The sequence below is a fragment of the Candidatus Methylomirabilota bacterium genome (assembly GCA_003104975.1).
In the GTDB taxonomy this organism is placed as follows: domain Bacteria; phylum Methylomirabilota; class Methylomirabilia; order Methylomirabilales; family Methylomirabilaceae; genus Methylomirabilis.
In genome coordinates, this window is record PQAM01000012.1 from 26,576 (window position 1) to 52,566 (window position 25,991).

Annotated in this window: 24 protein-coding genes; 10 read left to right on the forward strand and 14 right to left on the reverse strand. The window is 61.7% G+C overall.

All coding sequences use genetic code 11. From position 1 onward, the window contains the following. Window positions 1–30 precede the first annotated feature (30 nt). The 4 genes from C3F12_10465 to C3F12_10480 all read left to right on the forward strand — a co-directional run bounded on the left by C3F12_10465 (window position 31) and on the right by C3F12_10480 (window position 6,143). Window positions 31–246: a hypothetical protein gene (locus C3F12_10465; GenBank protein PWB44808.1), complete on the forward strand. Its 216-nt coding sequence runs from the start codon at window positions 31–33 to the stop codon at window positions 244–246. Window positions 247–716: 470 nt separating this feature from the next. After that, entirely contained in the window at window positions 717–1,457 is a 741-nt protein-coding gene (gene rnc / locus C3F12_10470) for a ribonuclease III (GenBank protein PWB44809.1), read from the forward strand. Window positions 1,458–1,594: 137 nt separating this feature from the next. Further along, complete coding sequence (smc, locus tag C3F12_10475) at window positions 1,595–5,173, forward strand: chromosome segregation protein SMC (protein ID PWB44810.1); 3,579 nt, start codon at window positions 1,595–1,597, stop codon at window positions 5,171–5,173. 25 nt (window positions 5,174–5,198) lie between these two features. After that, window positions 5,199–6,143: a signal recognition particle-docking protein FtsY gene (locus C3F12_10480; GenBank protein PWB44811.1), complete on the forward strand. Its 945-nt coding sequence runs from the start codon at window positions 5,199–5,201 to the stop codon at window positions 6,141–6,143. A gap of 35 nt (window positions 6,144–6,178) precedes the next feature. On the opposite strand, the gene C3F12_10485 is transcribed toward C3F12_10480, so the two are convergent. Further along, on the reverse strand, window positions 6,179–8,233 hold the full coding sequence (locus C3F12_10485) for a hypothetical protein (GenBank protein ID PWB44812.1): 2,055 nt from the start codon (window positions 8,231–8,233) through the stop codon (window positions 6,179–6,181). Between the two features lie 100 nt (window positions 8,234–8,333). After that, window positions 8,334–8,975 (reverse strand): hypothetical protein, encoded by a 642-nt coding sequence (locus C3F12_10490; protein ID PWB44813.1) that lies wholly within the window; start codon window positions 8,973–8,975, stop codon window positions 8,334–8,336. 218 nt (window positions 8,976–9,193) lie between these two features. Between C3F12_10490 and ribD the strand changes: the two genes are divergently transcribed. The 5 genes from ribD to nusB all read left to right on the forward strand — a co-directional run bounded on the left by ribD (window position 9,194) and on the right by nusB (window position 13,334). Beyond that, on the forward strand, window positions 9,194–10,312 hold the full coding sequence (gene ribD / locus C3F12_10495; GenBank protein ID PWB44814.1) for a bifunctional diaminohydroxyphosphoribosylaminopyrimidine deaminase/5-amino-6-(5-phosphoribosylamino)uracil reductase RibD: 1,119 nt from the start codon (window positions 9,194–9,196) through the stop codon (window positions 10,310–10,312). Further along, window positions 10,296–10,970: a riboflavin synthase gene (locus C3F12_10500; protein ID PWB44815.1), complete on the forward strand. Its 675-nt coding sequence runs from the start codon at window positions 10,296–10,298 to the stop codon at window positions 10,968–10,970. The genes ribD and C3F12_10500 overlap by 17 nt, the downstream gene beginning before the upstream one ends. 24 nt (window positions 10,971–10,994) lie before the next feature. After that, complete coding sequence (locus tag C3F12_10505; protein PWB44816.1) at window positions 10,995–12,212, forward strand: bifunctional 3,4-dihydroxy-2-butanone-4-phosphate synthase/GTP cyclohydrolase II; 1,218 nt, start codon at window positions 10,995–10,997, stop codon at window positions 12,210–12,212. 97 nt (window positions 12,213–12,309) lie between these two features. After that, the gene (locus C3F12_10510; GenBank protein ID PWB44817.1) at window positions 12,310–12,774 is read left to right on the forward strand and encodes a 6,7-dimethyl-8-ribityllumazine synthase; all 465 of its coding nucleotides are present in this window, start codon (window positions 12,310–12,312) and stop codon (window positions 12,772–12,774) included. Window positions 12,775–12,902: 128 nt separating this feature from the next. Beyond that, the gene (gene nusB / locus C3F12_10515; GenBank protein ID PWB44818.1) at window positions 12,903–13,334 is read left to right on the forward strand and encodes a transcription antitermination factor NusB; all 432 of its coding nucleotides are present in this window, start codon (window positions 12,903–12,905) and stop codon (window positions 13,332–13,334) included. A gap of 18 nt (window positions 13,335–13,352) precedes the next feature. Here nusB and C3F12_10520 read toward each other — a convergent pair whose 3' ends face one another. From C3F12_10520 to C3F12_10575, 12 genes are all read right to left on the reverse strand, one after another. After that, complete coding sequence (locus C3F12_10520) at window positions 13,353–13,649, reverse strand: hypothetical protein (protein PWB44819.1); 297 nt, start codon at window positions 13,647–13,649, stop codon at window positions 13,353–13,355. Between the two features lie 205 nt (window positions 13,650–13,854). Next, a complete protein-coding gene (gene fabF, locus C3F12_10525; GenBank protein PWB44868.1) occupies window positions 13,855–15,090 on the reverse strand; it encodes a beta-ketoacyl-[acyl-carrier-protein] synthase II in 1,236 nt (411 codons plus the stop codon). A gap of 47 nt (window positions 15,091–15,137) precedes the next feature. After that, complete coding sequence (locus C3F12_10530; protein PWB44869.1) at window positions 15,138–15,374, reverse strand: acyl carrier protein; 237 nt, start codon at window positions 15,372–15,374, stop codon at window positions 15,138–15,140. Window positions 15,375–15,422: 48 nt separating this feature from the next. After that, a complete protein-coding gene (gene fabG / locus C3F12_10535; protein PWB44820.1) occupies window positions 15,423–16,163 on the reverse strand; it encodes a 3-oxoacyl-[acyl-carrier-protein] reductase in 741 nt (246 codons plus the stop codon). Between the two features lie 100 nt (window positions 16,164–16,263). After that, window positions 16,264–17,205, reverse strand: a complete 942-nt coding sequence (gene fabD, locus C3F12_10540) for a [acyl-carrier-protein] S-malonyltransferase (protein PWB44821.1) — start codon at window positions 17,203–17,205, stop codon at window positions 16,264–16,266. Between the two features lie 19 nt (window positions 17,206–17,224). Next, window positions 17,225–18,208, reverse strand: coding sequence for a 3-oxoacyl-ACP synthase (locus C3F12_10545; protein ID PWB44822.1), 984 nt, complete (start codon window positions 18,206–18,208; stop codon window positions 17,225–17,227). A gap of 16 nt (window positions 18,209–18,224) precedes the next feature. After that, a complete protein-coding gene (locus C3F12_10550; protein PWB44823.1) occupies window positions 18,225–19,223 on the reverse strand; it encodes a phosphate acyltransferase PlsX in 999 nt (332 codons plus the stop codon). A gap of 30 nt (window positions 19,224–19,253) precedes the next feature. Beyond that, window positions 19,254–19,436 carry a 50S ribosomal protein L32 gene (locus tag C3F12_10555; GenBank protein ID PWB44824.1) on the reverse strand — a complete coding sequence of 61 codons (183 nt, stop codon included), beginning with the start codon at window positions 19,434–19,436 and terminating at the stop codon, window positions 19,254–19,256. A gap of 24 nt (window positions 19,437–19,460) precedes the next feature. Further along, on the reverse strand, window positions 19,461–19,970 hold the full coding sequence (locus C3F12_10560) for a hypothetical protein (protein PWB44825.1): 510 nt from the start codon (window positions 19,968–19,970) through the stop codon (window positions 19,461–19,463). A gap of 88 nt (window positions 19,971–20,058) precedes the next feature. Next, a complete protein-coding gene (locus C3F12_10565; protein ID PWB44826.1) occupies window positions 20,059–20,505 on the reverse strand; it encodes a nucleoside-diphosphate kinase in 447 nt (148 codons plus the stop codon). Window positions 20,506–20,529: 24 nt separating this feature from the next. Continuing rightward, entirely contained in the window at window positions 20,530–21,405 is an 876-nt protein-coding gene (locus C3F12_10570; GenBank protein PWB44827.1) for a succinate--CoA ligase subunit alpha, read from the reverse strand. A gap of 179 nt (window positions 21,406–21,584) precedes the next feature. Further along, window positions 21,585–22,757 carry an ADP-forming succinate--CoA ligase subunit beta gene (locus C3F12_10575; protein PWB44828.1) on the reverse strand — a complete coding sequence of 391 codons (1,173 nt, stop codon included), beginning with the start codon at window positions 22,755–22,757 and terminating at the stop codon, window positions 21,585–21,587. 250 nt (window positions 22,758–23,007) lie between these two features. On the opposite strand from C3F12_10575, the gene C3F12_10580 reads away from it, so the two are divergent. Continuing rightward, window positions 23,008–25,950 (forward strand): DEAD/DEAH box helicase, encoded by a 2,943-nt coding sequence (locus C3F12_10580; protein ID PWB44870.1) that lies wholly within the window; start codon window positions 23,008–23,010, stop codon window positions 25,948–25,950. Window positions 25,951–25,991: the final 41 nt, after the last annotated feature.

The following is a 25,991-nucleotide window of genomic DNA, read 5'->3' on the forward strand; positions in this document are numbered from 1 at the left end:
AGTTCGAGCAACATCGGCTGGTCCGCATCGGTGTTGCTCGAACTGAGTGTGGCGACGCAGGATACGTGGGTCGGGACACATCACAGAGACGAGGAGACCATGAGAAGGCAACAGTTTGTGATCCGCCGTGCTCGGCCCGCGCCCTTCGGCATTAACGCTCGTAGCGAGGTGCTCGGCTACTACATGGATGCCGGAGGCGTCTGGCGTGGTTTCGTGACGACCTCGGTACGACACCTGTCGCCATGAAGGCATGGCCCGAAACACGTCCCTTGTCGCTGATGAGAGGATACGGATAGGGAGACGCGGCGGAAAAGCGATCACCGCTGACGGAGGGCTCCCGGCGCCAGCATACGCGCGGCGGCGGCGCGCGTCTCAGCCCTCACATCGGTGATCCGTCCGTCACCATTAATCGCAGTAAACGCTGCGAATTCCGCAGGGATGAGTGTCGAGATCCCGTACAAGAGCTAGCTGACGCATGCATCCCGTTCATGGCAGGCGTAGAAGCCTCGCATGAATTCGAGGAGAACCCTGAGCTGTTGCTGCGACAGCCGTTCCATCCCCTTTTCTGGTTGCGTATAACTACTTTATAGTCAGTAATCCGTCAATACACATTTTGGCGTATACGGTGTCACACCGCTCAGAATAGTGCATATGCGCCAGAACGGTGTACCGGAAGCGGTGTTGACGGCCCAGGGTAAGTATGGTATCCGTAACCTATGAGCAGTTCCTCCGAGGTGGCCGCACCATCCTTCCCGAGGTCCCTTTGCGGCCATCGGTTTCGCGATCCGGCGCTCCTTGAGGCGGCGCTGACCCACCCCTCCTTCACCGATCCTTCGCAGGCCGATGTCCGTCTTCGCTATCAGCGGCTCGAGTTTCTGGGTGATGCGGTCTGGACGCTCTATGTGAGCGAGGTCCTCTGTGCCCTCCTGCCGACGGCGTCGGAGGGGGAATTGACCCGGCGACGAGCCGGCCTTGTCAGCGCCGTCGCCCTGGCCGAGATGGCCCAGCGCCACGGTCTTGCCCCCCTGCTCTTGCTGAGCAAGGGGGAGGAGTCAACGGGCGGGCGACAAAAGACCAGGGTCCTCGCGAACAGCTTTGAAGCGGTGATCGGGGCCATCTATCTCGACGGGGGAATCGACGTCATTCGCTGCTTGGCGCAGGAGACCTGCCTGAGAAACCTCGAAGAGGCACGGGTCATCACAGATCCGAAGACGGTCCTGCAACAACTCATTCAATCTCGCGTCCACACGGTACCCCGTTATCGTCTGGTTCGCCGGTCCGGCGCCCCCCATGCACCGACGTTCGAGGTTGAGGTGATAGTCAACCGATCCCGGATGGCCAGGGGCAACGGTCCGAATAGGCAAGAAGCCGAATGTGACGCCGCCCGAAATGCGCTGCGTTCGCTACCGACTGAACTCTCCACAACATCTTGTAGTCGCAATAGATCAGACTACTGATTCTAGTATTTTCCTTGACAGGGATGTCCTGGGTCTGGTAGGGTGTCACCATTGTATCGTGTCTTTGCGGAGTGAGGAGGCCTGAGCATGAGGCAGAATGGCGTGGTGATGGTCTTGGCGGATCCTGGTGTCGGGCAATGCGGCTTCAGCGATTGACCGCATTCGGTTTCAAGTCGTTCGCCGAAAAGATCGAGGTGACCTTCGAGCCCGGCGTGACGGCGATCGTCGGACCGAACGGCTGCGGTAAGAGCAATCTCTCCGATGCCATTCGATGGGCCCTGGGCGAGCAAAGCGCCAAGCTGTTGCGCGGAGATCGAATGGACGACGTGATCTTTGCGGGCAACGGCAGTCGCAAGCCGTTGGGTATGGCCGAGGTCTCCCTGAGCTTTACCGACAACTACGGCAACATCCCGACGGAGTTTCACGAGGTCACGGTGACCCGTCGCCTCTACCGCTCCGGTGAGAGTGAGTACCTCTTGAATCATATTCCCTGCCGGCTTCGCGACATCACCGATCTGTTCCTGGATACCGGGCTCGGGGGTGAACCGTATGCCTTGATCGAACAGGGAAGTATCGGCAGCATTGTCAGTGCGAAGCCCGCCGAACGTCGGCTCCTGATTGAGGAGGCGGCCGGCATCATGACCTACAAGGTCCGAAAGCGGTCCGCCCTCGCCAAGCTGGAGGCCGCGGAACAGAACCTCCTCCGGGTCGGCGACATCATCCGAGAGGTCGAGCGGCAGAAGAATTCCCTCAAACGACAGGCGAATAAGGCAGAGCGATATCGCACCTATCAGGATCGGGCGTGTGAGCTGAAGGGCTTTGTGAAGTTCTCTGAACTGGAACAGTTGCGGCATCAACGCACCCTGTTCGAGCAGACCGCCTCGGCGGCGCAGCAGGAGCTCGACTCGGTACAGGCGGCGGTCGCCGGCGTGGAGGCCGAACAGGAGATCGTCCGGGTCGGCGAACTCGAACAGGAGCGCGCCAGAGCTGCCGCGCAGGAGCGGTTGCACGAACTACGCAGCGCCCTGTCTCACGATGAGGCCGAGATGAACCATCTGCGGCAGATGCTTGAGGAGTCGTCGCGTCGCAAACAGGAGCGTCGTGACCGCTCGGCGCTGCTGCACGACCGTCGCGCGACGCTCCTACAGCAAGAGGCCGAGGCCAAGGCGCAGGCGCAGCGGCTGATCGATGACCTGGAAGCCGGTCGTACGCAGCTCAACCTGAAGTCGTCCGAGTTGGCGGCGCTGGAAGAGACGATCGGCACAACGACGCGGGCACTTGAGGCGTCGCGTCGGCGTCTCGTACAGGAGGCGGCGGCACTGGCGGACCGCCGTAACCATCTGACCAGCCTTCGAGAACGCGCACGCCTCTACGGCACCCAACGCGATCTGGCGAGTGAGCGCACGGCCCGACTGGAGCAACAGGACCGCGACCTCATCCCGTTGGAGGAGGCGCAACGCGTCGCATTTGAACAGGCGGTCGAGCGACTGGAGGCATTGCAGACAGAACGGACGCGGCTCACACATCAGGGCACCGAAGAGGATGCCGCACGCGAGGCGACAAGACCCCGACTTGAGGCGCTGCGAAATGAATCGGCGTCGCTCCGCAGCCGTCTCGCATCCCTCATTGAGCTGAGCGACAATTTCGAAGGATACGTTGACGGTCACCGGTATCTCCTCCAGCAACACGTGCGTGGCGAGTCGAGAGTCGAAGGACTGAAGGGCGCGCTGGCGGATCGGCTCGAGGTGCCCGCCCCCTACGAGCGCGCCATCGAGGCCCTGCTCGGCGATGCATTGCAGGGGCTCGTGATGCAACGGCCGCAGGATGTCGAGGAGGCCATTCGACGGCTGAATGAGCGGGGCCGGGGGCGGGCGACGTTTCTGCTCCATCGTGGTGCCGTGAGCGATCAATCCGACATGACGACCGCTCGGCTGCGTGATGTCCTCGCCGCCTCAGGCACCCCGGTGGAAGGGCTCGCGCTCGATCTGATCCGCTGCGTCGACGAGGATCGGCCGCTGGTGGCAGCCCTCCTCGCCGACGGGATCATCGTCCGAGAGCTGTCCGATGCGCTCGCACTCGGCGGTTGCCTCCCTGCTCCTTTTGCCGTCGCGACACTCGCCGGCGAACTCATCACCGCCAAAGGGATCATCGTCGGCGGGCCGGGGGGTGGGTCCGGGATCCTGCCGCGACGCCGGGAGATCGCTCGGCTTCGAGATCGCAACCGCGAACTGCGCGATACCCTGCAGGCGGCCGAGGCCGAATGGGAGAGCTCCTGTCGCCGCTCCGCCGATCTCGGGGAATCGTTGGAGCTGGTCAATCGGCGTCTCCATGAACTGGAGATCGAGCGCCTTAAGGCGGAGACGGCACTTGCCCACACCAGTGCGGAGCGACGACGCCTCTTGCAGCAGATCGAGGTGCTGACCTATGAAGGTCAGAGCCATGATGAGGACCTCCGCGTCCTCGACGCAGAGATCCGGACCATCGAACACTCGCTTATGGAGTTTGAAGACCGCGGGCAGGCGGCTCAGCGCGAGACCGCGATGCTCGAGACCGACGTAACCGCTCGCCAGCAGGAACGGGACGGCCTGATCCGGGAGGCAGGGGAATACCGCGTTCGGCTGACGGCACTGCAGGGCCAGCGTGAGATCCTGGCTCGCGGCCTCGCCAGGACGGTGGAGGAACTCGACCAGGTAACAACCGAACTGGGGTCCATCGAGGTCGAACTTGCCGAGCAACAGCGTCGTGAAGCGCAGATGGAGGCGAGCGTCGCAGGGCTTCAGGTCCGGTTGAGTGCGTTGGTCGAGGAGGAGCAGGAGGCGCATCGAGTCGTCGTGGCGCTGGATGAGGCCCGTCGGGAGTTGAGCGAGCGGCGTCAGGCCATCGACGAACGCCTGCTGGGGCTGAAGCGGTCGCTGTTCGACACCCAACAGGCGTCGAACGAGGCGACAATTCGACTTGCCGAACTGCGGAATACGATCTCGCTCCTGGAGGAGGCGCTGAGATCGGAGGGACCTGCCGACATCGAGGCGATTGTCCGACGGCTGTCCGAAAGCGGGCTGGGTATCGAAGCGGCCAATAGCGAACTGACGGATCTCACCAACAGGATTGCGGAACTCGGCGCGGTCAATATGGCTGCCCTCGAGGAATACCAGGAGTTGGCCGAACGCCACCGCTTCCTCTCCGCTCAGGCTGAAGACCTTGGCGCCTCTGCGCAGTCGCTCCGAACCGCCATCTCAGAGATCAATCAGACAATTCAGGAACGATTCAGCGAGACCCTGAAGACCGTAGCCGACCATCTGGATCGACTCTGGAGTTGCCTCATTCCCGGAGGTCAGGCGACGCTGACCCTGGCCGAACCGGAGGATGGTGAGGAGGAACCGGGGGTGGAGATGACCGTTCGCATCCCCGGAAAACGGGCGACCCTCAACCTGTTATCCGGAGGTGAGAAGGCGCTGGCGGCCCTGGCGCTGCTGCTGGCCCTGTTCCACACCCGTCCGAGCCCCTTTTGCCTGCTGGATGAGGTCGATGCCCCGCTCGACGATGCAAACGCCGAACGGCTCGCCTCGCTGCTCAGGGAGATGGCCGCCAGCGCCCAGTTTCTCCTCATTACCCACAACAAACGGACGATGGCGGCGGCCGACCTCCTCTACGGCGTGACGATGGAGGAGCATGGCGTCTCTAAGCTGCTGTCGCTCCACATGGGTCGAGCCGCCTGACCGGGGCCGCGCAGGAAGATTCCCGATGTTTACCGGCAACCCTCCACGTCAGGGCCTTCTGGGACGATTTGTCGCAGGGCTGGCGCGAACCCGCCAGGGTCTGGTAGGACAGATCGGACGACTGTTCGGTTCCCATTCGCCGAGCCTCGCCGACCTTGAGGCGCTGGAAGAGATTCTCATTGCCGCCGACTTCGGTCCGGCCCTGGCCCAACGACTTATCGCGCCTCTCCACCAGCGTCTCGGTCGCCGGGATCTCAACAGCGTCGAGCAGGTGGCGGCGGCCCTCAAGCAAGGGATTCTCGCTATTCTGGCTGGCGTTGCGCCACCCCCTTCATCCCGAAACCATCCGACTACACCGCAGGTCCTGCTCTTCCTGGGCATCAACGGATCCGGCAAGACCACGACGATCGGGAAGTTCGCGAACCGCCTGATTGCCGAGGGTGGCAGCGTGGTGTTGGCCGGTGCCGATACCTTTCGAGCGGCGGCGATCGAACAGTTGGGGCTGTGGGGCCGGCGGGTGGGCGCCGATGTCGTCTGCCACCAGGCGGGGGCCGACCCCTCTGCCGTGGTGTTCGACGCGGTGCAGGCCGCCTGCGCGCGCGGCGCAACCCACCTGCTGATCGACACGGCCGGCCGTCTGCACACCAAACGGAATCTGATGGAGGAGTTGAAAAAGATCCAGCGGGTCGTTGCGCGACAGATGCCGGATGCGCCCCACGAACGGATCATGGTGCTCGACGCGACCTCCGGCCTCAACGCGCTGGTACAGGCGAAGACCTTTCACGAGGCGGTGGGGCTGACGAGCCTGATCCTGACCAAACTGGACGGTACGGCCAAAGGGGGTGTGGTGGTGGCGATCGCGGATCAGCTCAAGGTTCCCATCACCTATGTCGGTCTTGGCGAGGGGGTCGACGATCTGCAGCCGTTCGTCCCGGAAACCTTTGCCGACGCCCTCTTCGCGAATTCCTGATCTGTCATCCCATCGTCTCCGCATCCTTCCAACCGCTACCTGATCTTGATCCGCAGCTCCTCCTGATCATGTGAGCCGCCACTCGAGGTCACCATGACCTGAAAATCGAAGGTGCCGACCGTCGTGGGCGTCCCGACGATCTGCCCCGTGGCCGAATCAAGGTTCAGACCGGGTGGAAGCGTACCGCCGATGAGGCTGAAGGTCAGCGGCGGTATCCCTCTTTTGGCCTTCAGCGTGGCAGGGTACGGGATCCCCACCCGACCACGCTTCAGCGTATCAGTCGTAAGCTTCACCGGCTTGACGATCTTCAGGGACACCCGCTGCGTAGATGCGGCCCCTGCGTTATCCGTGACCTCGACGGTAAACTTGGCCGACTTGGCCTTTGTCGGGATCCCGCTGATCGTACCCGCCGCGTCGAGGACCAGTCCCGGTTGAAGCTTCCCCTTGATCAGTCGCCACAGATAGGGGGGTGTACCGCCTTCAGCCGACAGTCCTGTCAGGTAACTTACACCCCGCTCTCCAACAGGCAGACCGGCGGTTGTAATTCCAAGCGGCGGCGGGCCCGCGATGCCGTATATTCTGAGGCTCCAACTGTTCCAGGTCCCGACATCCTCGGGAGCCAGATCAGCAACCCGAAGCGTCCAGGTACCGGCCGCCGATTCCCCCCAATGACGCACCGATCCGAAGCGCCAGAAGCTGAAATTCTCACCGGCGTCCAAGGCTCGAACCGTGGCCAGCCTGCTGATGACGCCCGCAGGAGAGGTCAAGGTGGCCTCCAAATCACCGCGATACGGATGCGTGGCATCAAATATCACTTCGACATGTTCGACGGTGAAGTTGATAAATGCATTGTCAATGGAAATACTATCCACCAGACCCGCCGTGTCGTCGTCCGGGATGGCGCGGCCGATTGAACGTGTGACGGCGGGTACGGCGCTCTCGGCTGGAACAGGGCTCCAGGTGGCGGCCAGATTGACCGCCGCCTGTCCGTCCGCCAATCCAAATCCGAACCGCTCGTTGTGGGCGAAGGATCCGGTTGTCCACCCGGAATCCGCCGGGTTGATCCGCACCGCAGAATGCGCCAGGATGTGTTGGACGTCGCGCCAGGTCAACGAGGGATTCTCGGCCAGCATGAGCGCCGCAATACCGCCGACCAATGGGGTAGCCGCGGATGTTCCCCCGAAACCGCTCGTGTAGTCGCCCGGCGCATCACCCGGCGCACCTACGAGGTCGGTTGTCGTGATCCCCCGCGTGCCTCCGTTAGAGGGGGCCGTGACGAACATGGCTGCGCAGGGTTCACTGTAGGGCGCCTGTTGCGCGTTATCGGCCAGCGCACCCACCGCCATTACGAACCGGTTATTTGCGAATCCATTGAAATTGCAGTTATCATCTCTTGTGAGACCATTGCCGGCGGCCCAGAGAAAGACCCTCCCTTTGCCGCTCCGCCCCTGCATGATCGCCGTCTCAATCGCCGTCTGCGCGAGAGCACCGGGACCTGACAGGGTACTCCCGTTATCGGGCGGACCCCAGGAGTTGCTGAGGATGTGAATGGCGTCCCGTTGATGGGCGAGCGCCGCAGCGATCTGAGCGTCCGACACCGGGCTGCCGATCAGGCGCAATCCGGCCAGGGATGCGAGCGGCGCCGCGCCGCTGCCCCCGATGCCGTTATCCCCCCTGGCGGCGGCGACCCCCGCCACAGCGGTTCCGTGAAAATCTCCCGCGTTAATATCCGGACTCGGATCGGCGTCATTGCCGTTAAAATCCCATGAGAGATCGCTCATATAGTTGGGGGCCAGGTCGGGATGGGTGTGCTGTAACCCGTCATCGACGATGCCGACTACAATTCCCGCGCCTTTGGTAGTCGGCCAGACCGCCCGAACGTTGGTCCCGGCCGGCTCTTCGCCACGCGCCTTGAGATGCCACTGCTGATCGAGTAATGGATCGGTCGAGGCGCTGTCGGTCCGGATCACCGGGAGTGTTTGATCGGGTTCCACGGCAGCGACGGCTGTTGCGTGCGCGACCGCGCCACCAACGAGCCACATCAGACCGGCGGTCAACACGGCGCGCCAGAACCATCCTGCGCGCCACATCGCTGACCATGCTTTGAAAGTGGTCGACTGAGTCGGTATCGGCACCGCTACCCTCCGCTAATGTCCCGAGAGGTCCGTGACGCCTGCAACCTGACCCGGATCAGCGCGCGACGTAGGCGCGTTTTAAGAGCGGATAGGCGCTGCGCACTCCCGGGCGCTCGCGCAGCGCCTCAGCGAGCGTGAGGGTCGCAATCGGATCGCTCGCATCGACAACGTAGCCCCCGGGAACGCCGGGAATCGATCGGACAGATCTGACCGCCAATCCTGCGACCAGATCCTGCACATCTATCCCCTCCTCCACCAACAGACCAACCTCTCGAGTCAGCAGGCGGCGGGTGCTCTTACTGTGCGGGAGTCCGGATTCAAAGAGGACCGGGTAGATGTCAACACCGGGGTTGACGGCCTTCAAAGCTGCGGTCATCGCCGACAGATCCGCAAGGGTGGTAATCTCTGACAGGGCAACGACAGCTCTGGAGGCCTCGCTGTCCACCACGCGCGCGCCGTAGACCATGACCGGCGTATCGACGGCGGGAACGCCGCCTTTGTCCGACATCGGCCACTGAAGCTCGATCGTATCGAGGACCACTTCATACTGTTCTCGATGCGGCGCATAAAGCGTGATCAGCGGCCCCGCAACAGGCTGCTTCGGCTCCTTGGCGCCGCTTTCATCGACCGAAAATATCAGCAGGCCCGCCAGACACAGGTTGGTTACCCATCTCATGCGTTGCGCGTTCCGCCCCATTGCCCCCTCCGCTTTCTCGACCTTTTCTTGTAGTGTAGCACGCCACGGCTGAAGTCCGGAGACCTTTCCGTACTACCCGCTGACGAGCGTCACCGGGTTGCCTTTCCAGCAGAGACGGTCGCCCGCTTTGCGCTTGACACCCCTGATCCCGCGGTGTTAAGGTAACTTCATGTATTTCCTCAGAAAGTCCGCTTTCTCGTTACCTGCTATGAGGTGGAATGGTCACCCCTGACGATGAACGCTTTATGCGGCGCGCGCTGGCCCTTGCAAAAAAAGGGTACGGCCGCACCAGCCCCAACCCCATGGTCGGCGCGGTGGTGGTCCGGCAGGGCCGGATCGTCGGGGAGGGGTATCACGCCCTGGCCGGCGCGCCGCATGCGGAGATTGCAGCGCTGGACCAGGCCGGCGGCGCGGCGAGCGGCGCCGACCTTTATGTCACCCTGGAGCCCTGTTGCCATTACGGTCGCACCCCACCCTGCACCGATCGACTTGTTCGGGCGGGACTTCATCGGGTCGTGATCCCGACCCTCGATCCCAATCCGCTGGTGTCAGGACGAGGCGTGCAGATCTTGCGCGAGGCGGGAATTGTCGTCGAATCGGGGCTCTGTGCGGAAGAGGCAAACCGCCTGAATGAGGCCTTTACGAAATTCATCACACAGCGTATTCCGTTCGTGACTCTCAAGGCCGCGATCAGTCTGGACGGCAAGATTGCGACCCGCACCGGAGACGCCCGGTGGGTCTCCGGCAAACGATCGCGCGAGCAGGTCCATCGCTTACGGGACCAGGTCGACGCGATCGTCGTTGGGATCGGTACCGTTCGGCGCGACAATCCCAGGCTCTCAACCAGGCTTCCGGAAGGCGGGCGCGACCCGATTCGAATCGTCGTCGATGGCGTTGGTCCGTTCCCGCTGAATGCCCAGATCTTTCAGGACGGCGCGACCGCACGAACCTGGATCGCCGTCGCCGCCGATACCCCGGAAGAGCGGATCGACGCCTTGGAGCGTCGCGGACTGACGGTGCTCGAAGCGGGCGGTTCCCGCGGACGGGTCAGCTTCACACAGCTTCTGAAACGGCTCGGCGAGCGAGAGATCACGAGCGTGATGATCGAAGGGGGCGAAGCCATCTTTACCTCCGCTATTGAGGCGGGGATCGTCGATAAGTTTCTGTTATTTGTGGCGCCGATTCTTGTCGGTGGGAAGGGCGCGCCCAGCCTGATGGGCGGGACGGGCGTTGAGACGATCGGCCAGGCTTTACGACTGTCTCACATACGGACAGAACCGGTAGGCGAAGACCTGCTGCTTGAGGGATACCGCCCGTCCCATGAAGGCGTCTGCTAGGCAACGGATGTTTACCGGATTGGTCGAGGAGGTGGGTTACATTCAGCGGGTCCACCGGGAAGGGGGCGTGGCCAAACTGACCATCCGGGGTCAGCAGACCACCTCTGCACTTGCGGTCGGCGACAGCATTGCCGTCGATGGGGCCTGCCTCACAGTGACGAGGACGGCATCGACACTGTTCGAGGCTGATCTGTCCGAAGAAACCTTGGGCCGTACGACCCTGGGCGACCGTCAAGTCGGTGACCCGGTCAATCTCGAGCGCCCGTGCCGGCCGACGGATCGACTGGGAGGTCACTTCGTCACCGGGCACATCGACGGGGTTGGAACGATTCACGAGATTCGAGAAACCGGGGGGATGTGGTGGTTCTCGATTACCTATCCTGAGGCGTTGCGATCGCTGATGGTCGAAAAGGGGTCGGTTGCGGTGGACGGCATCAGCCTGACGGTGGGTCGGCTCAATAACGATTGTTTTGGAGTCGCCGTCATCCCGCATACCTACCGCCACACGACGCTGGGCCAGAAGCCGATCGGTGGGCGGGTCAATCTGGAGACCGACCTGCTTGGCAAGTACGTCGTCCGTTACATTGAAGGACGCGGGTCTACAGCACACACGGTACCCCTGACCGAATCGCGACTTCGGGAACTGGGATTCGGCTAGAGTGGTTTCTGAGGGAGAATGGCTATGGAAGACACCATCCAGTTTCACTCGATCGAAGAAGCGATCCGAGACCTGCGCGACGGCAAGATGATCGTCGTCGTCGACGACGACGATCGGGAAAACGAAGGCGATCTGACGATGGCCGCCGAAAAGGTGACGCCGGAGGCGATCAACTTTATGGCCACACAGGGTCGGGGCTTGATCTGTATGCCGGTCATCGGCAAACGATTGGATGAGCTCCGTATTCCGCCGATGGTGATGGACAATACCTCTCCCCATGAGACCGCCTTCTGTGTCTCCGTCGATGCCAGACACAAGGTGACGACCGGAATCTCGGCCTACGATCGGGCCATGACCATTCGGACCATCATCGATCCGAATGCGACCCCCGAGGATCTGACCAGCCCCGGGCACACCTTTCCTCTCCGCGGACGGGAGGGGGGCGTTCTGACGAGGGCAGGCCATTCCGAAGCCGCGATCGATCTGGCCCGTCTGGCCGGGCTCTACCCCGCCGGCGTGATCTGCGAGATCATGCACGATGACGGCGAGATGGCGAGAACGCCCGAGCTCTATCGCTTCGCCCGCAAGCACGATCTGAAGTTGATCACCGTCAAGAGCCTGATCGAGTTCCGCCTCAAACGCGAGCGCTTCGTCACGCGCGTCGCCACGACGACACTGCCGACCCCTTACGGTCGCTTTACGGCGATCCTGTATCACAGTCAGGTGGAGAACAAACACCACTTGGCCCTGGTCATGGGCGACTTGAACGCCATCGACGATACGCTGGTGCGTGTCCATTCGGAGTGCCTGACCGGCGATGTGTTCGGCTCGCTCCGGTGCGACTGCGGACCGCAGTTGGAAAGGTCGCTCGAACTGATCGCCAAGGAGGGCAAAGGGGTCCTGCTGTACATTCGACAGGAAGGGCGAGGGATCGGCCTGGCGAATAAGATACGCGCCTACGAATTACAAGACACCGGTCTGGATACGGTTGAGGCGAATGTCACGCTCGGGTTCCAAGCCGATTTGAGGGAGTATGGGATCGGCGCTCAGATCCTGTCGGACCTCGGGCTGTGTAATATCCGACTACTGACCAACAACCCGCGCAAGATCGTCGGGCTTGAGGCGTATGGCCTCCACGTGGTACAGCGGGTCCCCATCGAGATTCATCCCAACGCCGAGAATCGTGCGTACCTGCATGCCAAATTCACGAAGCTCGGCCATCTGCTTGAAACCGTCAAGTGAAGCGACGGCCACCAGTCATCAGCGGTCAGCTCTCAGGTGGCGTCCGCTGGTGCCTGAACGCTGATTGGTGACTGCTGCTTTTTCGCGGAGGTGGACGTTGAAGACGACCGAAGGAACATATCAGGCTAAGGGATATCGATTCGCCCTCGTCGTGAGTCGTATGAACGAACTGATCGCTAAGCGGCTGTTGGAGGGGGCGCTTGACTGCCTGCTTCGTCATGGGGCAGACGATGCGCATCTGCACCTGGTGAAGGTACCGGGCGCCTTTGAACTCCCGTACGCCGCCAAGCGCCTGGCCGCCTCACAACGTTACGACGCCGTCATTGCGCTGGGCGCCGTCATACGGGGGGCAACCGCCCACTTCGAGTACGTCGCGACCGAGGCCGCGAAGGGCATCGCCTCAGCGAGCCTCGATACCGGCGTGCCCATTATCTTTGGCGTCATCACCGCCAATACGCTGGATGAGGCAATCGAGCGGGCCGGGACAAAAGGCGGCAACAAGGGGTTCGACGCGGCACTGTCGGCCATTGAAATGGCGAGCCTCTTCAGCCAACTCAAATGAGTAGACTAAAGACTGAAGGCATTGAGGGAGGGGGACCGGAAAGATCGTGAACGGCTTAATTCGCATCCCAGAAGATCATGGAGAGGCGTTCGCCTTCAACCTCAATACCTTGACCGCTACCTCGAAAAATGGGTAAACGTCATCGCGCAAGAGAGCTCGCGCTCGCACTTCTGTATCAGCTTGAGTTTTACCCTATCGAGGCGCTTGAGGTGCAGTCGGGCGCGTTCTGGGCGGATCACCCGGCCGGACCGGAAACCCGTTCGCTGGCTGACGAGTTGGTTCGGGGAACGCTGCAGCATCGAAGGCCGATCGATGACCTGCTCGCATCGCACGTGGAACACTGGATCCTCTCACGGCTGGCGCTGGTCGATCTCTGTATCCTGCGTCTCGCCGCCTTTGAACTGCTGTTCTACGGCAAGACCCCGTGGAAGGTGGTTATCGACGAGGCCATCGAGATGGCCAAGGCCTTCGGCGGCAAGGACTCCGGCGCCTTTGTGAACGGCGTTCTGGACAAACTCGCCGCCCTCGCAAAAAATCACTCCCCTGCCCCGCTCGGATAATATCATTGACCACCCGGATTATGGGATGTGGATCAGTCGTTGAAAGATCCGTTGGATCCACTCATCGGCATTCCTCCGCTCCCCTTCTAACTCCCGTTTCTGATGCGCTAACGCCGTCCTCTCGGCTGTCGGCAGTGTCGGATCCTTAAGCCGGGCCTCAATATCCGCGATCTGCGCGTCGAGGAAATCCCGTCGCTGGCGCCAGTCCTGAAGTTCCTGTTCATACCACTGCACGTGTTGTCTCGGCGGCGAGGTGGTCGCCTCTCCCGGAACCTGTGGCAGGTATGCCCAACTGATCACACCAGAGACCAACATGAGGACCGAACCTATACGGCTTACCATGACTGTGACCCCTACGTTGTTACCGGTGGCGTATATTCGCCACTATTCATAAGATAGCAGAGGTCCGTTCGAAACGGCTATACTGTTGGAGGGTGCACGGCCGGTGTGGGCTTCTGATGGGATCGTGATGTGCAACGATCGATGGGTGGTGTACTTGCGTCCGGCCTGGGAGATCTGTTTACGGGTACTGCTTGAACACCAGCGTAGCATTGGTGCCGCCGAAGCCGAATGAGTTGCTGAAGGCCACACGGACGTGAGCCTGGCGGGCGTGATTCGGCACGTAATCCAGATCGCACTCCGGCTCCGGATCTTCATAGTTGATAGTCGGCGGGATGATGCCGTGATGCAGCGTCAGGACCGTCGCGACCGCCTCGACCCCGCCCGCCGCTCCCAGCAGATGTCCGGTCATCGACTTGATGGAGCTCACCGCCATACGATAGGCATGATCTCCGAAGACCTTCTTGACGGCCTTCGTCTCGGCGGTGTCGCCGACGGGTGTTGATGTACCGTGGGCATTGACGTAGTCGACCTCTTCCGGCTTGAGCCCGGCGTCTTCCAGGGCGAGGCCCATCGAGGCGATCGCACCGGCCCCTTCCGGCTCCGGTGCGGTCATGTGATAGGCGTCAGCCGACATCCCGTAGCCGCGCAGCTCGGCGTAGATCCTGGCGCCTCGATCCAGCGCATGATTCAGCTCCTCAAGGATCAGCACCCCCGCGCCCTCGCCCATGACGAAGCCGTCGCGTCCCCGGTCGAACGGGCGACTGGCGCGCTGCGGCTCATCATTTCTGGTTGACAGCGCCTTCATCGCACCGAACCCGCCGATCGTCAGCGGAGTAATGACGGCCTCAGTTCCGCCGGCAAACATCAGGTCAGCCATACCTCGCCTGATCAGTTCAAACGAATCGCCAATAGCATGATTGCCGGTGGCACACGCCGTTGAAACGCATGAGTTCGGTCCGCGGAGTCCGAAGCGAATGGCGATATGGCCGGAGGCCAGATTTGTAATGATCGAGGGAATGAAGAAGGGACTGATGCGACCGGGCCCTTTTTCGAGTAATATCTTATGTGTTTCTTCCAGGCAAGGTATCCCGCCCATCCCGGTTCCGATGAGGACTCCAAAGCGGCTGCGCTCGCCTTCGTTCACCGTGAGTGTGGCGTCCTCCGCCGCCATGACTGCACCGGCCATCGCATAGTGGATGAACCGGTCCATTTTCTTTACCTCCTTCTTCTCCATATAGAGAAGAGGGTCAAACCCCTTGACCTCTGCGGCGATCTTGGTGTCGTGTTGACTTGCGTCGAATCGGGTAATGTGGTCGATACCTGAGACCCCGTGTGTGAGGCTCTCCCAGAAGGTATCGACACCGATTCCGTTCGGCGCCACCACCCCCAGACCCGTGACAACGACTCGTCTCATCGCATTATCCCAGTGCCCCGCTCTGATCCACGACAACACGCCTCCTGCTACGCGGCGGGATGCGCCTTGATGTGGGTAATCGCGTCTTTCACGGTGACGATCTTCTCGGCCTCTTCATCGGGAATCTCGATGCCGAACTCTTCTTCCAGGGCCATCACCAGTTCCACCGTATCCAGGGAGTCCGCGCCGAGATCCTCCACGAAGGAGGCCTCCGGTGTCACCTCTGTCGCATTGACGCCCAACTGATCCACAATAATCTTCTTCACCCGCTCCTCAACCTCCATAACGTCCGCCATTGTCCCCCTCTCTACGGCCTCAGTGCCGTCTTGTGGTTAGCCTCGCAAACCGCCATCGATCGTAATAACCTGACCCGTAATATAGCTCGCCGCGTCCGAAACCAGAAATGCCACCAGCGCCGCGACCTCTTCCGATGTCCCAAATCGACCCGCGGGGATCTGGCCGAGGTAGGCCTGTCGGCGCTCCTCGGGCAGGACCGCCGTCATCTCTGTTTCAATGAAGCCGGGCGCCACCGCGTTGACCGTAATGGCCCTCGACGCAACCTCCCTGGCGACCGCCTTTGTGAAGCCGATCAGGCCAGCCTTCGCCGCCGAGTAGTTGGCTTGGCCGGGAATCCCCATCGTGCCGGCCACCGAGCTGATATTGACGATGCGGCCACGCTGCGCCTTGAGCATCGGTCGAATCGCCGCCCGTGTGGTAAAGAAGGCCCCCTTCAGATTGACGTCAAGCACCGCATCCCAGTCCGCTTCCTTCATCCGGATCAACAGGCCATCCTTGGTGATGCCCGCGTTGTTCACCAAGATATCAAGGCGACCAAACCGTTTGATACTGGCCTGAATGAGTCCATCGGCCTCCGACTCTTTGGCGATGTCGGCCGCAACGGCCAGCCCCTCGGTCCCGGTGGCCTCGAGCTCGGCCACAACCTTTTCTGCCGCCGCCAAGCTCCGGGCACAGATGGCCACCTTCGCACCCTGCGCCGAGAGTGTGAGCGCAATCGCCCGTCCGATGCCTCGGGAGCCGCCGGTCACGACCGCTACTTTCCCTTCCAGTCCCATCGCGAAATCTCGTTGTTTTTCGGATTCCGACTCACGCCCGCCAAGCTGGGGTAGCCGAAATCGATTGGTTAGTGTGTGAGCGTTTTTTGGAAACAGGACACTAACGAAGCGCCGCGACTTCGTTCGCCGCGACTCGCAGCGAAGTCAGATCCTCCGCGTGCAGCGCCGCTGCCTCCGGCGCAATTCGCTTGATCAAACCGGTCAACACCTTGCCGGGCCCCAATTCCAGAAAGAGGGTAACGCCCTCCTTTACCAGCCGCCGCACCACGTCCTCCCACCGCACCGGATTGGTGACCTGCCGGACCAGACTGTCGGCGATCTGGCTCCCACGCGTCAGCAGTTCGGCCTCGGCATTATTCACCAGCGGGACGATCGGGTCGGCGATCGCAATCGTCTGAAGCTCGTTGGCCAGTCGCTCGGCCGCCGGTCGCATCAGTGAACAGTGAAACGGGGCGCTGACCTGCAATCGCACCGCCCGCTTGGCGCCCAGCCGCTTGGCCGATTCGACCGCTCGATCGACCGCCTCCGTCTGTCCGGCAATGACCACCTGGCCGGGGCTGTTCAGGTTGGCCACCTCTACGATCCCATACGACGCGGCCTCCTCACACGCGGCATAGACGCTCCCGGTGTCCAGACCCAACACCGCCGCCATCCCGCCGGCGCCCCACGCGACCGCCTCCTGCATGAACTGGCCCCGCTTTCTCACCACACGAATGGCATCCTCGAACGCGAGGCTTTCGGCGGCCACCAGCGCCGAATACTCCCCGAGCGAGTGGCCAGCCACATAGTCTGCGGCGACCCCCTCGTGTCGGAGCGCGGCGTACGCGGCCATACTGACCGCCATGATGGCCGGCTGGGCGTTGGTCGTCAGCGTCAGTTGCTCATCAGGCCCGTCAAAGCAGAGACGGGCAAGATCGATCCCTAGTACCTCGCTCCCCTGCTCGAACAGCCGGCGGGCATCGGGGACCTGCGCCCAGAAATCCCGGCCCATACCGACCCGTTGGGAGCCCTGGCCGGGAAACACCAGCGCAATCCCGTTCATCGGCAGGCCGCGTCTAACCTTACCATCGGATGAGCGCCGAACCCCAGGTGATCCCGCCCCCAAAGGCCGTCAGCAACAGCAGATCGCCCCGTTTCAACCGTCCGATTCGGACCGCTTCATCCATAGCGATCGGGATTGAGGCTGCAGAGGTGTTCCCATACCGGTCGATGTTCATGAAGATCCGCTCCCGCGGCAGATCGAGCCGCTCGGCAACGGCGTGGATGATGCGGGCGTTGGCCTGATGAGAGATAAAGAGGTCGATGTCGGAGACCTCCAACCCGTTCGCCTTCAGCGCCGCTATCGCTGCCTCTTCCATGTATCGGACGGCCGTCTTGAAGATCTCGTTGCCGTTCGGCATCTGGATCGTAATGAGCTTCTCGTCAACAACCTTGTGAGTGGCAGGTCGTCGCGAACCGCCTCCCGGGATAATCAGGTGCTTCCCCTTGGATCCGTCGGAATACAGGTGCGTGGAGAGGATCGAGGGCTCCGCACTGGTCCGCTGCAGGACGACGGCTCCGGCGCCGTCGCCGAACAGGACGCAGGTCCCGCGGTCGCTCCAGTCGACGACCTTCGACATGATGTCCGCCCCGATGACCAGGATATTGCGCATGACCCCGGCCCGCAGATAGGCATCCGCGACCGAGAGGCCGTAGACAAAGCCGGCGCACGCCGCCAACAGATCGAAGGCCGCCGCCCGTGAGGCGCCAAGCCGCTCCTGCAACACGCACGCGGTGGACGGAAAGAACATATCTGGGGTAACCGTATTGACGAGGATAAGGTCCAGGTCGTGGGGATCGACGGCGGCCGCCTCAAGCGCGCGTCTCGAGGCCACCTCGGCCAGATCCGACGTCGCCTGATCGTCGGACGCAATCCGCCGTTCCGAAATCCCCGTCCGAGTGACGATCCACTCGTCGCTGGTACTGACCATCCCCTCCAGTTCGGCATTGGTCAGCACCCGATCCGGAACCCAGGCCCCCGTTCCGACAATCCTGCTACCGTACATCACACACATCCTGTCGTTAACTGACGGCGATTCCTTCGGTAATATGCTCGATCACGCGATTTTCGACGCATTCCGCGGCGGCCCGAATGGCATTTTTGATAGCCTTGGCGGTCGAGCGGCCATGGCTGATGATACAGATACCCCGGACCCCCAACAACGGCGCCCCGCCGTACTCGGTGTAGTCCACCACTTTCTTGAAACGCTTAAAGGCGCCGCGAGCCAGCAAGGCGCCGACCATCCCGGCCAGCCCCTTGCCAAGCTCCTCCTTCAACAGGCGCGTAAAGAACTCTGCTGCGCCCTCGATGATCTTCAAGGCGATATTGCCGGTGAAGCCATCGCACACGATGACGTCAGCCGCCCCTGTCAACACCTCGCGGCCCTCGACGTTGCCGATAAAGTTCAGGGAATCTTCCTCTTCAAGCCCCCTGAAGGCCTCGCGGGTCAGTTCGTTCCCCTTGCTCTCCTCCTCACCGATGCTCAGTAAACCGACGGTCGGCGATGACTTCCGCATGATTTGCCGCGCGTAGACATTTCCCATGATCGCAAACTGGAGAAGATGGCGCGCCTTACAATCGGCATTGGCACCGACATCCAACAGGATCGACTGACCCTTCAACGTTGGAATCATGAGGGCGATGGCGGGACGCTCGACGCCGGGAAGGTGGCCAAGGGTCACCAATGCGGTGGCCATCACTGCCCCCGTATTGCCGGCACTGATAAAGGCATCGGCCTCCCCATTCTTCACGAGTTCCAAGCCGACTCGAATGGAGGACTGCTTCTTCTTTCGCAGGGCGACGGACGGTGACTCCTGCATCCCGATCGCCTCCGGTGCGTGTCGAATCGAGATGCTCAGACCCCGTGTCGCGTGTTGCTGCAGGGCCGGACCGATTTCCTCTTCGTTTCCCACCAGCACGACAGACAGGTTGAACTCGCGAGCCGCGGCGACAGCGCCCCCGACGGTCACTGTGGGGCCGCGATCGCCGCCCATCGCGTCAAGGGCTATTCGGATTCCCATACCTGTCTGCGCATTGAGAAGCGGGCGGGACTAGGCCTCTTCCCGCTTCACGACCTCCCGACCACGATAATGCCCACAGGCCGGACACGCCCGGTGGGGCAGCTTCCGCTCATGGCAGTTGGGACACTCCACAAGATTGGGGGTCGTCAAGGCGTCATGGGAGCGTCGCTTTCGCGACCGGGTATTACTGTGACGACGTTTTGGCAGGGGCATCCGAGTCCTCCTGGACTTCTCAGGCTAGAGTAATTGTTGAAGAGGAAGCAATCGTGGATCGCCTTCCTCGGCGCGACACTGACACGAGCGTTCGTTCAGATTGATTCCGCAATGAGGGCACAGCCCCTGGCAATCGGCCCGACACAGCGGCTGAAGCGGCAGGTTCAGCAGGACATTCTCCCGCAGCAACTCACTGACGTCGAGTCGATCATCCTGCAGGACATCGACATCCATCTCGGCGGCGCTCAGCTCTATCTCGTCGGCATCAAAGGCTTCCCGCGCCTCCGCATAGAGAACCGTGAACGAGTCAGCAATCGAAATCGATACCGGTTCGGAGCATCGACTGCACGGTACAACGGCCGTAGTGGCAAAGGTTCCGGTTGCCAGGATGCCCTGGGCTTCTCGTTCCAAATGGAGCGAGACCTCTACCGGCGCCAGCGACAGCCATAATCCTTCGACCCCCTCCCACTGAGGCTCCTCGCATAGCCTCAGATCCAGCCCTTCGGGAGGAATCTGTGACCGTTCCACCAACATGCTCAATACTCCACCAGTCCAGCGGCATGTTACACAGGAAACGCGCTCAAGTCAAGGATTTTTCAGGCAAAATACTCGTCTCTTGCCTCTACGTCGTACCGATCCCTCGCCGCTCGATCGTGGGCTGAATCTCCAGACGATTAAAAAAGTAGGGGATCTCAAAGGCGACAGACGTCGCTGAGTCGGAGCCATGCACAACGTTCTTCTCGATGCTGGTCGCAAAGCTGCGCCGCAACGTCCCCTCCGCAGCCTCAGCCGGGTTGGTGGCACCCATCAGCGTCCGCACACGCCCGATCGCCTCTTCCCCTTCAAGGACCATGGCGACGCACGGACCGGAGGCCATGAAATGGGTGAGGCTCCCAAAAAATGGTCGCTGCCGATGCACCTGATAGAAACCTTCCGCCTCTTTCTGTCCAAGCCACAGCATTTTCAACCCGCAGACCACCAACCCTTCCGCCTCGAACCGCCGAATGACCTCGCCGATCAGACCCCTGGCGACGGCATCCGGCTTCACAATCACTAAGGTTTGCTCCATGTCGTTACTCCGTTATGAGAGCTGTCAACTGTCAGCTACACGCTTTTTCACCGTCGCACCGATCTCGGTCGGGTTGCGAACGACCGTGATGCCGGCGCGTTCCAACGCAGCGATCTTCTCCATTGCCGTTCCTTTTCCGCCGGATATGATGGCCCCCGCGTGACCCATGCGTCGCTCTGCAGGCGCCGCGACCCCGGCAATGTAGGCAATGACCGGTTTCGAGACGTGACGCTGCACAAATACCGCAGCCTCCTCTTCAGCAACACCTCCGATCTCGCCGATCATCAGAATGGCGTGGGTCGTCGGATCGGTTTCAAAGAGTGCCAGGCAATCGACGAAGGTCGTCCCGATAATTGGATCGCCACCGATCCCCACGCAGGTTGATTGACCTACACCGAGGCGCGTGAGCTGATTGACCGCCTCATAGGTGAGCGTTCCGCTCCGCGAGATGACCCCGACATAACCTTGCTTGTGGATGTGTCCCGGCATAATCCCGACCTTCGCTTCTCCCGGAGAGATAATTCCAGGACAGTTCGGTCCTATCAGACGGGTGTTCGATCCGCTGAGGATACGGCTCACCCGCACCATGTCCTGAATCGGGATCCCTTCCGTGATACACACCACCAGCGGGACCGCTGCATCGATCGCTTCCAAGACGGCCTCGGCGGCGAAGGCAGCCGGGACAAAGATCAGGGCGGTATTGGCGCCCTCGCGGTCCACGGCCTCGCGCACGGTGTCAAAGACCGGAAAGCCTTCGTGGTGCATGCCCCCTTTGCCCGGCGTCACCCCGGCAACCACGCGGGTCCCGTATGCCCGACACGCAAGGGCATGGAAGGTCCCCTCCTTGCCGGTCAACCCCTGCACCACCACCCGTGTCTGTCGATCAACGAGTACGCTCATAGCCCCTAACGTATTTCCCGAACAGCCCTACTCGAATAGTGGTGGTTGGCGAAGCGTCGTCGATGGCAGGCGCAGCACGGAAAGCGCAGCCCGCCAGCGCCGATTTGAGCCGTACATGGATGTATGGCGAAATTAAGCAGAGCCAACCACCACGCCACTCGGTCAAGGGTAAACTTCTCTCACCCGCAGACTGTCGCCTTGGCGGCGTTCACCGCCAACTCGGCCGCTTCCTGCATCCCGTCCGCCGTGATGAAATTCAGGCCGGACTCGGCCAGCATGCGCTTGCCTTCGTCCACGTTGGTCCCCTCCATCCGAAGGACGATCGGCCAGCTCACCTGCAGCGCCCGCGCCGCGCGGATTACCCCTTCCGCGAGCCGGTCGCACCGCAGGATGCCTCCGAAGATATTAATCAACACCGCCTTAACCGACCGATCCGAAACCAAAATACGAAATGCCCGTTCGATCTGGTCGGCACTGGCGCCGCCTCCAACATCGAGAAAATTAGCGGGCTCGCCGCCGACCAGCTTGACCAGATCCATCGTCGCCATGGCTAAGCCGGCCCCGTTGACCATACATCCCACGGTCCCGTTCAGCTTAATATAGTTGAGTCCGAATCGCGAGGCCTCTACCTCGAGCGGGAGCTCCTCGTCCGGATCGCGCAGCGCCGCCAGCTCCGGGTGGCGAAACATGGCGTTGTCGTCGACATTCAGCTTGGCATCCAGCGCCAGGAGGCTGCCGTCGGTAGTCACCACAAGGGGGTTGATCTCGACCAACGAACAGTCTTTCTCCTGAAACGCGCGATACAGGGCGGACAGGAGACCGCCGGCCGTTCGCCGGATCGACGGCGGCAATGCCAAACCCGCCACCAGTCGACGAATATGAAAGGGCTGAAGCTGAATGGCCGGATCAACGACGACCCTGCTGATCTGGCCCGGATCGGTCGCCGCCACCGCTTCGATCTCGACCCCCCCGGCCGCGCTCACCATGATGACCGGCCGCGCCGCCTGATGATCCAGGACGATCCCGGCGTACAGCTCGCGACCGACGGCCAGTTGCTCCTCGACGAGGATTCGCTTCACGACCTTGCCTTCGCGACCGGTCTGATGCGTGACCAGGCGCGAACCGATGAGTCGCTGCGCAATTCCTTCGGCCTCTTGCGGTGACGATGCTAATTGGACCCCGCCGGCCTTCCCGCGGCCGCCCGCGTGAATTTGGGCCTTCAGCACCACGGCGCCGCCAAGTCGCTCGGCCGCGTCCCTGGCCTCAGCGGGTGTGGTGGCTACCTCCCCTTTTGGGATCGGCACCCCGTACGCGCCCAGGATCGCCTTCGCCTGAAATTCATGAATCTTCATCGCTGCAGCTTGTCGGCCATCAGCGAATAGCTGATAGCTGTGCGGTAATAGTGATGGGTCGTAAGCTCGAAAAGGACAGCGGTTACTTGACCGTCGAACGGCTATCATAAACTCACCGCCATCTTTGTCAAGGTCGAAATGGGTTTTGGCCTTGACACGCTTTCACACGCCATGATAAAGGAATAGCGCATATGTGGCCAAGAATCATGGCAGATAGTATGAGGGATTCGATCCAGCCCGCCTGAGCATGATGCGACCTGTCACGGCACATCCCGCTGGGCGATCCTCTGCGCCTCACATCACCCTCGAGGTCGATCGGTTCGTCGACGAGTTGCGCCGAGGCTACGCGACCCGGGGCCACCTTGTCCACCTCAGACACATCCCTTCAAAATCACCGAGTTTTTCTGATCTGTCTCATCCTTTACCCGAGCCGCTTCATGACGCACTGCGAAGAATCGGCGTTGAGCGGCTCTACACGCATCAGTGTGCGGCGATCGAGGCGGCCCGCGCCGGCAGTCATCCCTTGGTCGTGACCTCCACCGCATCCGGGAAAAGTCTCACCTATCTCTTGCCGATCCTCGAACACCTGCTGAACGATCGTTCGGCCCGAGCCCTGCTGTTGTTCCCGATCAAGGCGCTGGAGCAGGATCAATTGAAGACGCTGCAGACACTGCTGCCTCCCGGTGCAGGGATCGAGGCCGCCATCGTGGACGGCGACACGCCGGCCTCTCGGCGCGAGAAGCTTCGAGCGAATCCGCCCCAGCTTCTGCTGAGTAACCCGGACCTGCTGCATCTGTCGTTGCTGCCGTATCATGCGCAGTGGCGCGAGTTGTGGCGCAACCTCCGCTATGTCGTGCTCGATGAACTGCACACCTATCGCGGGGTCTTTGGCTCGCACATCGCCCACGTCCTGCGACGCCTGCGGCGGGTAGCGGCTGCCTACGGATCACAGCCGCAGTTCATCGCCTGCTCGGCGACGATCAGCAATCCCCTCGGCCTGTCGGCGCAACTGACCGGCCATGCCTTTCACCTGATCGATGCCGATGGCGCGCCCCAGCAGGGCAAGCGTTTCCTCCTGATCAATCCGAGCGGCAGCCCCTACACCGAGGCGACCGATCTGCTGCTCCGATGCCTCCGAAACGGGCTCAAGACCATCGCCTTCGCCAAGGCCAGAAAGATCGCCGAGTTGATCGCCATGTGGGCCCGCCAAGCCGATCGAACGCTCGGCGACCGACTGGCCGCTTATCGAGCCGGTTTTACGGCCGACGAGCGCCGAGCCATCGAACGGGGGTTGTTCAGCGAACAACTAGCCGGGGTTGTAACAACCTCTGCCCTCGAGCTTGGAATCGATGTGGGCGGACTGGACGCCTGTCTCCTCGTCGGGTATCCCGGCAGCATCACCAGTACCTGGCAACGGGGCGGCCGGGTGGGCCGTGGCCGACGAGAGGCGCTGATCATCTTGATCGCGCTGCCTGATGCCCTCGATCAGTATTTCTTCCGCCATCCGGACGACTTCTTCGGTCGGCCCTACGAAGCGGCGATCGTCGATCCCGGCAACGATCAGATTCTGGCGGCACACGTGGTGGCGGCGGCCTCGGAGGTGCCGTTACGTTCGGATGATCCGTTCTATGCCGCCGAAAAGGAACTCATCCAGGCGCTGCACGACCAAGGACGGTTGCTGTTGTCGGCGGATGGGACGGAATGGTACGCCAGGGAACGCAACCCCCAGCGCCGCATCAATATCCGCTCCCTCGGGGAGAGCTGCACAATCCTGAACGAGGCCGGCCGGGCGATCGGTACCATTGACGGGATACGCGCCGTCCACGAGTGTCATCCGGGGGCCGTCTATCTTCATCAGGGACAACAGTACGAGGTCTTGAACCTGGACCTGATTCAGCACAAGGTCCACGCCAGACCGGTGACTGTCGATTACTACACCACACCACTCGCCGAAAAGGATACGGAGATCCTTGAGATCCTGGAATCCAGGGACCACCGGGGGATCCCTTATCGCCTCGGTCGGCTGAAGGTGACCGAGCGGGTGCTTGGGTATGAGCGCAGACGGATCCTCGGTCAGGATAAGATCGGCTCGTATCGCCTGGATCTGCCGCCTCACACCTTTGAAACGGTCGGGCTCTGGTTCGAGGTGCCCGACGGCCTGAGGGCGGCCGTCGATCAGGCGGGGTGCCACTTCATGGGCAGTATTCATGCGGTAGAACATGCCATGATCGGCCTCTTCCCGCTTTATGCCCTCTGCGATCGCTCTGATATCGGCGGGATCTCGTACCCGATCCACCCCCAGGTCGGCCGCGCGGCCATTTTTATCTACGACGGTTATCCCGGCGGGATCGGGCTGACTGAGCGCGGGTTTCGGGTCCTGCCGGAGCTGTTCCTGAAGACACGACAACTCCTGGAAGAGTGTCTGTGCGAAACGGGATGCCCCTCGTGCGTTCACTCGCCCAAGTGCGGTTCGGGCAATAAACCGCTCGATAAACCCGGCGCCCACCTGACGCTGCAAGGACTGCTCGGGGAGGCGTCATGGGCCGAGACGACACAGCCGCGCTCTCAACACCTGTCGATGACTGTATCGGACCCACGGGTCGTGGAAGAACCTCGGGCCGCCTCTACGGCACCCTCTGCCCTGGTCTTTGACCTGGAGACGCAGCGCAGCGCCGACGAGGTCGGTGGATGGGAGCATCGGGATCGGATGGGCCTTGCGGTCGGCGTCGTTTACGACCTGGATCGGGCAGAGTTTCGCGTCTATACCGAGTCGCAGGTTGAGGCATTGATCCGCGATCTGGTCGGCGCGCGTCTCATCATTGGATTTAACCTGCGACGTTTTGACTTTGATGTCTTGCGGGCGTATGCCGACCTCGACTGGAATGCCCTACCCACACTGGATATCCTGGAGTGTATCTACCGACGATTGGGTTTCCGGCTGAAGCTGGATCATCTGACCCAAGAGACGCTGGGAGAAAGGAAGTCGGCGGATGGTCTCCAAAGCCTGGCCTGGTTTAAGGCGGGCGAGATCGAGCGGGTCATCGAATATTGCAAACAGGATGTCTTCCTGACCAAACGGCTGTATGACTTCGGACGACAGCACGGCTATCTTTTGTACCGGGACATCCAGGGGCGAGCGGTCCGGCTGCCGGTCGATTTTGATGAAAACCTATTTTCGCGGCAATCCATGTAGAGTATAATGCGTTCCCGAGTAAAGCGTGTCATCGTGACAAA

Coding starts and splice junctions, on each gene's coding strand:
- rnc (PWB44809.1), top strand. CDS start 717: ATGAGCAGTTCCTCCGAGGTGGCCGCACCATCCTTCCCGAGGTCCCTT.
- smc (PWB44810.1), top strand. CDS start 1,595: ATGCGGCTTCAGCGATTGACCGCATTCGGTTTCAAGTCGTTCGCCGAA.
- C3F12_10480 (PWB44811.1), top strand. CDS start 5,199: ATGTTTACCGGCAACCCTCCACGTCAGGGCCTTCTGGGACGATTTGTC.
- C3F12_10485 (PWB44812.1), bottom strand. CDS start 8,233: ATGTGGCGCGCAGGATGGTTCTGGCGCGCCGTGTTGACCGCCGGTCTG.
- C3F12_10490 (PWB44813.1), bottom strand. CDS start 8,975: ATGGGGCGGAACGCGCAACGCATGAGATGGGTAACCAACCTGTGTCTG.
- ribD (PWB44814.1), top strand. CDS start 9,194: ATGGTCACCCCTGACGATGAACGCTTTATGCGGCGCGCGCTGGCCCTT.
- C3F12_10500 (PWB44815.1), top strand. CDS start 10,296: ATGAAGGCGTCTGCTAGGCAACGGATGTTTACCGGATTGGTCGAGGAG.
- C3F12_10505 (PWB44816.1), top strand. CDS start 10,995: ATGGAAGACACCATCCAGTTTCACTCGATCGAAGAAGCGATCCGAGAC.
- nusB (PWB44818.1), top strand. CDS start 12,903: ATGGGTAAACGTCATCGCGCAAGAGAGCTCGCGCTCGCACTTCTGTAT.
- C3F12_10520 (PWB44819.1), bottom strand. CDS start 13,649: ATGTTGGTCTCTGGTGTGATCAGTTGGGCATACCTGCCACAGGTTCCG.
- fabF (PWB44868.1), bottom strand. CDS start 15,090: ATGAGACGAGTCGTTGTCACGGGTCTGGGGGTGGTGGCGCCGAACGGA.
- C3F12_10530 (PWB44869.1), bottom strand. CDS start 15,374: ATGGAGGTTGAGGAGCGGGTGAAGAAGATTATTGTGGATCAGTTGGGC.
- fabG (PWB44820.1), bottom strand. CDS start 16,163: ATGGGACTGGAAGGGAAAGTAGCGGTCGTGACCGGCGGCTCCCGAGGC.
- fabD (PWB44821.1), bottom strand. CDS start 17,205: ATGAACGGGATTGCGCTGGTGTTTCCCGGCCAGGGCTCCCAACGGGTC.
- C3F12_10545 (PWB44822.1), bottom strand. CDS start 18,208: ATGTACGGTAGCAGGATTGTCGGAACGGGGGCCTGGGTTCCGGATCGG.
- C3F12_10550 (PWB44823.1), bottom strand. CDS start 19,223: ATGGGAATCCGAATAGCCCTTGACGCGATGGGCGGCGATCGCGGCCCC.
- C3F12_10555 (PWB44824.1), bottom strand. CDS start 19,436: ATGCCCCTGCCAAAACGTCGTCACAGTAATACCCGGTCGCGAAAGCGA.
- C3F12_10560 (PWB44825.1), bottom strand. CDS start 19,970: ATGTTGGTGGAACGGTCACAGATTCCTCCCGAAGGGCTGGATCTGAGG.
- C3F12_10565 (PWB44826.1), bottom strand. CDS start 20,505: ATGGAGCAAACCTTAGTGATTGTGAAGCCGGATGCCGTCGCCAGGGGT.
- C3F12_10570 (PWB44827.1), bottom strand. CDS start 21,405: ATGAGCGTACTCGTTGATCGACAGACACGGGTGGTGGTGCAGGGGTTG.
- C3F12_10575 (PWB44828.1), bottom strand. CDS start 22,757: ATGAAGATTCATGAATTTCAGGCGAAGGCGATCCTGGGCGCGTACGGG.
- C3F12_10580 (PWB44870.1), top strand. CDS start 23,008: ATGCGACCTGTCACGGCACATCCCGCTGGGCGATCCTCTGCGCCTCAC.